This window comes from Paenibacillus sp. MCAF9, assembly GCF_052114265.1.
Classification (GTDB): Bacteria; Bacillota; Bacilli; order Paenibacillales; family Paenibacillaceae; genus Pristimantibacillus.
This window is the reverse complement of the sequence record NZ_JBFREL010000032.1, coordinates 60,184-68,372: the sequence shown is the minus strand read 5'-3', so window position 1 is coordinate 68,372 and position 8,189 is coordinate 60,184. Positions and strand designations below refer to the sequence as shown.

The 8,189-nt window shown below is 45.6% G+C and carries 9 protein-coding genes and 1 rRNA gene; 2 read left to right on the top strand and 8 right to left on the bottom strand.

Going from position 1 to position 8,189, the window contains the following annotated elements; all coding sequences use genetic code 11:
* From AB4Z45_RS28395 to AB4Z45_RS28385, 3 genes are all read right to left on the bottom strand, one after another.
* Positions 1-128 (bottom strand): 16S ribosomal RNA (locus AB4Z45_RS28395); the annotation flags it as partial.
* 207 nt (positions 129-335) lie between these two features.
* Positions 336-557 carry a hypothetical protein gene (locus tag AB4Z45_RS28390; protein ID WP_053373934.1) on the bottom strand — a complete coding sequence of 74 codons (222 nt, stop codon included), beginning with the start codon at positions 555-557 and terminating at the stop codon, positions 336-338.
* A gap of 127 nt (positions 558-684) precedes the next feature.
* A complete protein-coding gene (locus AB4Z45_RS28385; RefSeq protein WP_430058125.1) occupies positions 685-1,311 on the bottom strand; it encodes a stage II sporulation protein M in 627 nt (208 codons plus the stop codon).
* 205 nt (positions 1,312-1,516) lie between these two features.
* Here AB4Z45_RS28385 and pdaB point away from each other — a divergent pair, with 205 nt between their 5' ends.
* The gene (gene pdaB, locus AB4Z45_RS28380) at positions 1,517-2,326 is read left to right on the top strand and encodes a polysaccharide deacetylase family sporulation protein PdaB (RefSeq protein WP_076271411.1); all 810 of its coding nucleotides are present in this window, start codon (positions 1,517-1,519) and stop codon (positions 2,324-2,326) included.
* 1 nt (position 2,327) lies between these two features.
* Here pdaB and AB4Z45_RS28375 read toward each other — a convergent pair whose 3' ends face one another.
* Positions 2,328-2,951, bottom strand: a complete 624-nt coding sequence (locus AB4Z45_RS28375; RefSeq protein WP_441912738.1) for a KinB-signaling pathway activation protein — start codon at positions 2,949-2,951, stop codon at positions 2,328-2,330.
* A 185-nt stretch (positions 2,952-3,136) separates the two neighbouring features.
* Here AB4Z45_RS28375 and gerD point away from each other — a divergent pair, with 185 nt between their 5' ends.
* Positions 3,137-3,844 carry a spore germination lipoprotein GerD gene (gene gerD, locus AB4Z45_RS28370; protein WP_441912737.1) on the top strand — a complete coding sequence of 236 codons (708 nt, stop codon included), beginning with the start codon at positions 3,137-3,139 and terminating at the stop codon, positions 3,842-3,844.
* A 115-nt stretch (positions 3,845-3,959) separates the two neighbouring features.
* Here the strand turns inward: gerD and AB4Z45_RS28365 are convergent, their stop codons facing one another.
* The 4 genes from AB4Z45_RS28365 to AB4Z45_RS28350 form a co-directional block, all read right to left on the bottom strand.
* Positions 3,960-5,081: a P-loop NTPase gene (locus AB4Z45_RS28365; RefSeq protein WP_441912736.1), complete on the bottom strand. Its 1,122-nt coding sequence runs from the start codon at positions 5,079-5,081 to the stop codon at positions 3,960-3,962.
* Positions 5,082-5,194: 113 nt separating this feature from the next.
* Positions 5,195-5,983 (bottom strand): N-acetylmuramoyl-L-alanine amidase CwlD, encoded by a 789-nt coding sequence (gene cwlD / locus AB4Z45_RS28360; protein WP_441912735.1) that lies wholly within the window; start codon positions 5,981-5,983, stop codon positions 5,195-5,197.
* A 129-nt stretch (positions 5,984-6,112) separates the two neighbouring features.
* Positions 6,113-7,279, bottom strand: a complete 1,167-nt coding sequence (gene sat / locus AB4Z45_RS28355) for a sulfate adenylyltransferase (protein ID WP_441912734.1) — start codon at positions 7,277-7,279, stop codon at positions 6,113-6,115.
* A 25-nt stretch (positions 7,280-7,304) separates the two neighbouring features.
* On the bottom strand, positions 7,305-8,000 hold the full coding sequence (locus AB4Z45_RS28350; RefSeq protein WP_441912733.1) for a phosphoadenylyl-sulfate reductase: 696 nt from the start codon (positions 7,998-8,000) through the stop codon (positions 7,305-7,307).
* Positions 8,001-8,189: the final 189 nt, after the last annotated feature.

Here is an 8,189-nt window from a genome sequence, read left to right as displayed (position 1 = left end):
CCCACGTGTTACTCACCCGTCCGCCGCTAAGTATCAGAGGTGCAAGCACCTCATCAACTCCGCTCGACTTGCATGTATTAGGCACGCCGCCAGCGTTCGTCCTGAGCCAGGATCAAACTCTCCAAATTGGTGTTTGAAATGCTCATTACATTTTATCGCTTTTTTCGCTTATCCCGAAGGATTTGCGAGGCAGTTATTACTCGTTGTTCAGTTTTCAAAGAACAATTCATTCTTTCGTGTCAACCGCGTGTGTCTCAGCGGCGACAAGAAATAATATATCACAGGGGCCCAATTAAATGCAACCCCTTTTTCAAAAAAAGTTTTAAAACCTATTTTTATCGATAAGAACGCGCATTTAATGCATAACGCGATAGCTCTTTCGGGGAGGCAATACGTGCGTACATACGGAAGATGATCTTATATCTTCTGGTTATCGCTTGCTTAATATCACCATCTAATCTTGAATCATTCAAGTCGAGCAGCATTTCATCCAGCTCTTTGCGAAGGACGTAGTCAAGTTCTTTGCATTCTTTATCGTTGAATAGTATTCCGAGCATAGCCGTGAGTGACCTCCTTAAGTTGAAAAGCGCAACTTGATCGTCCTTTAACGAACAAAAAAGCAACGTCTCACGCAAATGCGTTTCGACACTGCTTTACTGTTATGCTCAAATATTGGAAAAATTATTACATCTGCAACAACCATAATGTAATTGTACTTTCAATTACCGCTGCAATAAGCAGTGTAATCGTCAAAATAACCATGACAGGAACGGTACGAACAACGAAGCTTTCAAGCTCTCGGCTTATATTCCCAGTCTTAGATCTTGCAAATACAAGAGATCCGACCGCTTTGAAGATAAGTACTCCAAAACGCATGCCATAAGCACATGCAATAATAATCGCGGGAATTTCCAGTATTCCGTGCGGCAGCAAACCTTTAACAATAAGCTCCATCACATACCCGCCGCCATGAAGCTCAGCTGTCGTTTTCAGTAAATAACCGATCATCATTCCATTTACAACTAAGAAAAAGAATGGCAATACCCCAAACAAAGCACCTAAGTACATAACCAGTATTGATTTGACCGCATTATTCAAAAAAATAAAGATCATCATCGTTAACGTTGGATTTTTGGAATCATCGATCATTTCAGCAAGCTGTCCTAGCCCCTTCAGCTGTTCATCAAGAAAAGCTCTGAACGCCGGGTTCGTGCCTCCGATAACCATTCCTGCTAAAAATAATATGGATCCAAACGCTATATAGGGATTCATTTGCTTAAAATGCTCCCAAATCAAACGCCATTTAAACATTTTATCCCCTCCGCAGCTTGTAAGTTCGCAAGATGGATGAATATCTCTGTAGTACGAGCATAGATTGTACTACAAGCGTAAACGACGGCAGCCTTCGTTGGAGGCAAATACTCGTTTCGCAATTAAGGATAAGTGAAGTATAAAGGTCGGATTTATACTTTCTTATCTTTGTACAAGCTTCCATTAGAGAGGAGTGCCCTTCCCAATGAACGTTTTTTATGTTCTGAATGGCCGAAAGTTGAAAAGGTATTTCTTAATTGCTATCGCTGTCGTATTTTCCATTGGCATCATTTATGCCGAACGTGACAACATCACCGTCTTTGCTCCGCAGCAGCCAGCTGCAATCTACAGCGTACCCACTGACAAAAAGGTTGTTGCTCTTACCTTTGACATTAGTTGGGGCGATAAACGCACGGAACCCATTCTTAATGTGCTAAAAGAGAAAAACATTAAGCAGGCTACGTTCTTCTTATCTTCACCATGGAGCCAGTCCCATCCCGAGATCGTCAGAAAGATTCAAGAGGCTGGTTATGAAATAGGCAGCCATGGCCACAAACATGATAATTACAGCAAGCTTAGCGATGAAGAAATTCGCAAACAAATTACGACTGCACACACCATTCTATCCGACGTAACGGGAAAACAACCGAAATTGATCCGACTTCCTAACGGAGATTTTGACAAGCGGGTACTGCGCATTGCTGAAGAGCTGCAATATAAGGTAATTCAGTGGGATACGGATTCACTCGACTGGATGAACATCGGCACCGACAAAATTATTAATCGGGTCGTTACGCGTGCTCATCCTGGCGACATCATTTTGTTCCATGCGAGTGATTCCGTAAAGCAGACACATGAGGCGCTTCCGATCGTTATTGATCAGCTGCGTGAAAAAGGCTATGAGTTTGTTACGGTAACCGACCTCATCACACAAACTGAGGTTGACGGCAAAGCGGTGCAGGACAAGACATCCTCTACATTCCCGCAAATTAATGCTGCTGAACTAGAATATTAAGTTAAACGACCGGCTTCGCAGCAATCGCTGCTGAGTCGGTTGTTTGTTTTTTGACCAAACGGTGCATCATCATAATTTGGTATGCATTGCAGACGAATAAAGGAACCATCATAAATACAATAGCAGATACGTTCGTTTCACCCTGCAGCGCAGGCCAAGACTCAATGAATGTAATAAAGAACATCAAAAACATGGTTGGCACAAAAGCGGTTTTGTTCGTTTGCTTAACCTTGAACCATGATACTACAACAGAAAATAGAAGCAGGGTAAGCGGCAATGTCCAGAAAAACCAGTTGTTCAGGCGCTGCTCATACAACATATACCCCAGCCCTATTGCTGCGAATATCGTCGTATAGCCTTGCAGTGCATTCCATAAATATTTTTTGCCGAATACGCTAAGAGCGATATAGTTTAACGTTAAATAAGCGAAAAAGCCCATTTGGCTAAATGCTCCAATCATTAAACCGACCAAACCCATCATTAATGCATTAAAGCCGACAGCTTTAAAGCCTAAGAACCCAAACTCCGGATCTACCCAAGCCATCAACGCACCGGTAATTACGCAGGCAAGCCCGCCTACTACCATGCCGCTCCAAAATAAAAAGAACCACTTTTTTAAATTCACGTTCATTATCCTCCTGTTATCCACATTACCCTTTATTTTACCACGTTCACAATAAAAAGCTAAAGTCTGTCCATGATAATCCGGTGAACTTTGTACATAATAACTATACGATCCATCACTTTTCGAACGATTTGTTTATCCAAACGGTATGCAGCAGCAATGACATAGGAAGGAGCTTGCGAATCATGCGTAAGAGCTTTGCTTTATTTTCGGTTATTTCAGCCATGTTATTTGTTTTATCAGGCTGTGGCGCCGAGTCCTCTGGAGGTAGTAATGAACAGGTCAGCTACAAGGATTTGAAAACGATGGTTATTGATATCCTCAAAACGGAGGATGCGCAAAAAGCGCTGCAGGAGTCATCACAGCAAATTTCCGGTTATAGTGGCCAAACCTCTAAGCTGCTGTCTGTGCAGGATCAGGAGGAGGTTCGCTTAGCGGTTAAGGATGTCCTTATTTCTCCTCAGTACGACAAGGTAATCAAAAAGCTTATGGTTGATCCACGTTTCGCGGGGGAATTTGCCAAATCCGTTAATAAGCAAAATAAACAAATCCATAAAGAACTAATAAAGGACCCCTCCTATCAAGCTGATTTAATTAAGGTGCTTAAAAACCCAGAAATGGACAAGATGATTCTTGAGGTGCTGCAAAGTACGCAATACCGCAAGGAAGTGATGTCCCTTATGCAGGATGCGATGCAAAATCCATTGTTTCGACTTGAAGTGCTTGATCTGATGAAAAAAGCGGTACAAGAAGAGCTTAAACCAAGTCCAGACCAGAAAGTAGATAAAAAGAAAGAAGAATCAGGCGGTGAGCAAAAGTCTGATGAAGAAGGTGGCGGCGGCGGAGACGATTCAGGCGGTGGAGATGAACAAGGCGGCGATTCGGCTATGTAGCGGTAGAGGTATTGTTTTCATCGCATAAAATGAATTCAAAAAAGCCCGAACAGGTTGTCCGCATGGCAGCAATGATTAGCTGCCTTAGACAATGGTTCGGGCTTTTGTTATTCGACTATTTACCGCATTTCGCTAATACGCTGTCTGCAAGCTCCAAGTACATCTTCCCTGTTTCAGTATCGGCTTTGTATACCGACGGTGCAAAGTCAGGCTCAGATACATGATTGTCTGGCGCCCCCAATGGAATTTGAGCAAGCAGATCTGAATGAAGCGTCTCTGCGAGGCGTGCGCCGCCACCGCGGCCAAATACATATTCTCTCTCGCCGGTAACTTTAGATTCGAAATAGGACATATTCTCAACGATTCCAATGATTTCGTGTTCCGTCTTAATCGCCATTGCGCCTGCCCTAGCTGCAACGAATGCTGCTGTAGCATGCGGGGTAGTTACGATAATTTCTTTGCTTTGCGGAATAATCTGATGAACATCAAGCGCTACATCTCCCGTACCCGGCGGAAGGTCTAGCAGCAGGTAGTCAAGCTCGCCCCATTCAATCTCTTGGAAGAAGTTGCGCAGCATTTTGCCAAGCATCGGCCCGCGCCACACGATTGGGCTGTTGTCCTCTACGAAGAAGCCCATGGACATCACCTTAACGCCAAACTTCTCAATAGGGATGACCCGTTCATTCACAACATCCGGGCGCTCTTCGATCCCCATCATATCCGGCACGCTGAAGCCGTAGATATCCGCATCGATGATGCCGACGCGCTTGCCCCTGCGGGCTAAAGCGACCGCCAAGTTGACGGTCACTGTCGATTTGCCGACGCCGCCCTTGCCACTCGCGACGGCGATGAACTGCACCCCGCTGGCAGGATCCAGCAGCGGGTTAGCTAAGCCGGCCCCGTGCCCCTGAACGGGCGCTGGGCCGCTAGAATTGCCAGCACCGGCGCTAGCCGCAGCCGGTGCTGCAGCTGCCGCTGGCGGCGGCGTAGACACGCCTGCGCCTGCGGCAGGCGCTGCCTCGGCCCGAAACCGGAAATGCACGGTTTCGGCGCCCAGGCGCGCCAGCGCCTCGCGGAGCGAGGCTTCCAGCGCGGGCTCCATTGCCGCGCCAGACCCAAGGACCGTCATCGAAACTTGACGGTCCCGAACCATTACATCGCGGATGGTAACCCCATCCGCTTTATGCTGTGCCGTCACGATTTCGACGGCCTCTATAACTTGCTCTCGTGTCAACATAGGCTCAGTCCCACCTTTATATAATTAAAACTATATAATAGTTAGTATAACACAGTAAGCCCATGAACCAAGTCATAGGGTGCAGCTTTGCTTCATTTTCGGCGAAAGGTTTCTTACTTGTCGGTTACCTCATCTTGCAGCACGCTGCCGCTCAGCTTCTCCCCTGCAGTATATCTTAGAATACCCTCATAGATGGAGGCAGCTACCGATCTTTGGTACTCCGTATCCGCAAGCCGCTGTGATTCTCCGGGGTTAGATAGAAAGCCCACCTCAACGAGTACCGTCGGGATATTCTCGATTGCCTTCAGCACATAAACATCCTTTACGGTAGCGGCAACTCTTGTCGTATTTCCTAAATTGCGTTTAATCTCATCTTGTATGAAGGTTGCGAGAATCCGATTGTCTGGGTGATTGTCCGGATGAAAAAAGGTTTGTGCACCCGTCCACTTAGCTGAAGGGATACTGTTCATATGTATGCTTATGACTGCGGCCGGGTTGCTGCTTTTAATAAGGGACACTCGCTTCTTTAAATCCTCTGTCTTGCGCTTGCTGTAGGCTCTTGAGTCCCCTGTAGCAAGATCGTAATCCCCTTCCCTTGTCATAACGACGACCGCTCCAGCCTGCTGCAAATAATCGCGCAAATACAGCGCAATCGCTAAGTTTAAATCCTTTTCGATAATGCCCTGCTTACTGACCGCACCGCCATCAGCCCCGCCATGCCCGGCATCAATGGCTATAGTCTTGCCCGACAAAGGCAGCGTCCAATAAGACCATGCTTTTTTTGAAGGCATCGATTGTGTAAGCAGTATGCCCGTTAGTGCAATAACCAGCAATCCGATACTGATGCGAATTAAGCCTTTATACGTCAACCAAATGACAACATGCCGATCAATTCGGCGCATAAAAAAACCACCCCGTTTTCCATCAAATGAATATACAGCAGCAAGCAGCTTAATCAAGCCAAATGCACACATTCATTTATATGGGACGAGATGGTCGTTTATGAGACAAACCTTAAGTTATTCGGTTAATTAAACTACTGGCTGCTCAGACATGCCTTCAATCAGTATTTTAGCAACCTCAGGACGGGAAAACTCAGGCGGCGGGCAAATGCCATCGCGCAGCAATGCGCGTACCTTCGTACCCGAAAGCGTCAAATGATGCTCCTTGTCATGAGGGCAAGTTTTTGATGTAGCCATGTTGCCGCATTCTTTGCAGAAGAAGCTGTGCTCGAAATAAAGTGGAGTAATGCCTAGATCCTCTACTGGAATCGTTTTGAGCAGATCCTGTGCTTCGTATGTTCCATAGTAGTCGCCTACACCGGCATGATCGCGTCCAACAATAAAATGCGAGCAGCCATAGTTTTTACGAACAAGAGCATGGAAGATCGCCTCACGAGGTCCTGCGTAACGCATAGCTGCCGGGAATACGCCAAGGAATACACGATCCTTCGGATAATAGTTGTCAAGCAGTGCGAGATAGCTCTTCATCCGTACATTCGCAGGAACATCGTCCGATTTCGTTTCACCAACGAGCGGATTGAGGAAAAGCGCATCTACGATTTCCATTGCTGTTTTTTGAATGTATTCATGCGCGCGGTGAACCGGATTGCGAGTTTGGAAGCCAACAACGGTTTTCCAGCCCTTTTCTGCAAATAAACGACGCGTCTCCGCTGGGTCAAAATAAAACTCGTTAAACTTCTCAGGCTGCGGACGGTTCAGCACCGTAATTTCTCCGCCTACATTTATGGAAGAGCGTTCGAACAGCTTTTGGACACCTGGGTGCTCCAAATCATCAGTCTTGAACACATTCACTGCTTCTACTTTATGGTCAACCGAGTAAATGCTATCAATGCTGATAATTGCGTATGTTACGCCATCTTCACCGACTAGCGCTGCACGTTCCCCTGTGGACAACTCTGCTGCCTTCGCTTCTTCTACAGCAAGTGTAATAGGAATGCTCCATACCGTGCCATTTGCTAGACGCATGTCTTTCACAACGGACTGGTAATCAGCTTCGTTCAAAAAACCAGTAAGTGGGGAAAATGCACCAACTGCGATCAAATCAAGGTCAGATATAGCCCAAGTGTTGATCGTAATCGATTTAAGGGTAGCAGCTTCAGCTAGTAATGCATCACGTTGTTCGCCCGTAGCGACACGGTTAACGAGTACGCCGCCGTGCGGTAGAATTTGACTCATTGATATTGCTCCTCCTCGAGAGTGCTTATTTATGCAATCCGCATTCTGTTTTTTCTTGACCCGACCAGCGTCCAGCGCGTGGATCTTCACCAGGCATTACTTTGCGCGTGCACTGCTCGCAGCCGATGCTCGGGTAGTTTTGATCATGCAACGGGTTGTAAATAACATCATTCTCGCGAATATAGTTCCATACGTCCTCGGATGTCCAGTGAGCGATTGGATTAAATTTAACGAGCCCGAATTTTGTGTCATACTCAATTTTTTTGGAATTCGCACGAGTAGGTGCTTGATCGCGGCGAATACCCGTAATCCAAGCATCATATTTCGAAAGAATTTGGGTTAATGGTTTAACTTTACGAATGTTGCAGCATGCGTTCGCATCGGATTTCCAAAGCTCTTCGCCAAACTGAGCAGCTTGCTCCTCAGGTGTAATTTCAGGCTTTACTTCTACGAATGGAATGCCTGGGTAGCGCTTAGCCATCAAATCACGAGTCTCATACGTCTCTTTGAAATGGTAATCCGTATCTAAATAGAAAATGTCCGTTTTCGGGCTAATTTTCTGCAGCATATCAACAAGCACAACATCTTCAGCACCAAAGCTGCATGCAAACGTAATATTTGGGAAAGTTTCTACCGCAAACGCAATAATTTCTTCCGGTGTTGCGTTTTCGAGCTCAACTTCCTTTTGTTTGATAAGCGCTTCTTTTTCAAAAAGGTTCATTTTTTTTGCCCTCCGTTTTTAATTCCTAGTAAATTGCTCTGTATAAAAATTATACGTCCAAAAAGTGAAATGTTCAATATAAGTTTTAACCAAAATGAAATAAAGTTTGAAATTTTATTGGACGCACCAAAAAACACCTTATGCATCTTCCGATCAGCAAAGGTGTTTTTAAGGGAATAGCAGTAAAAT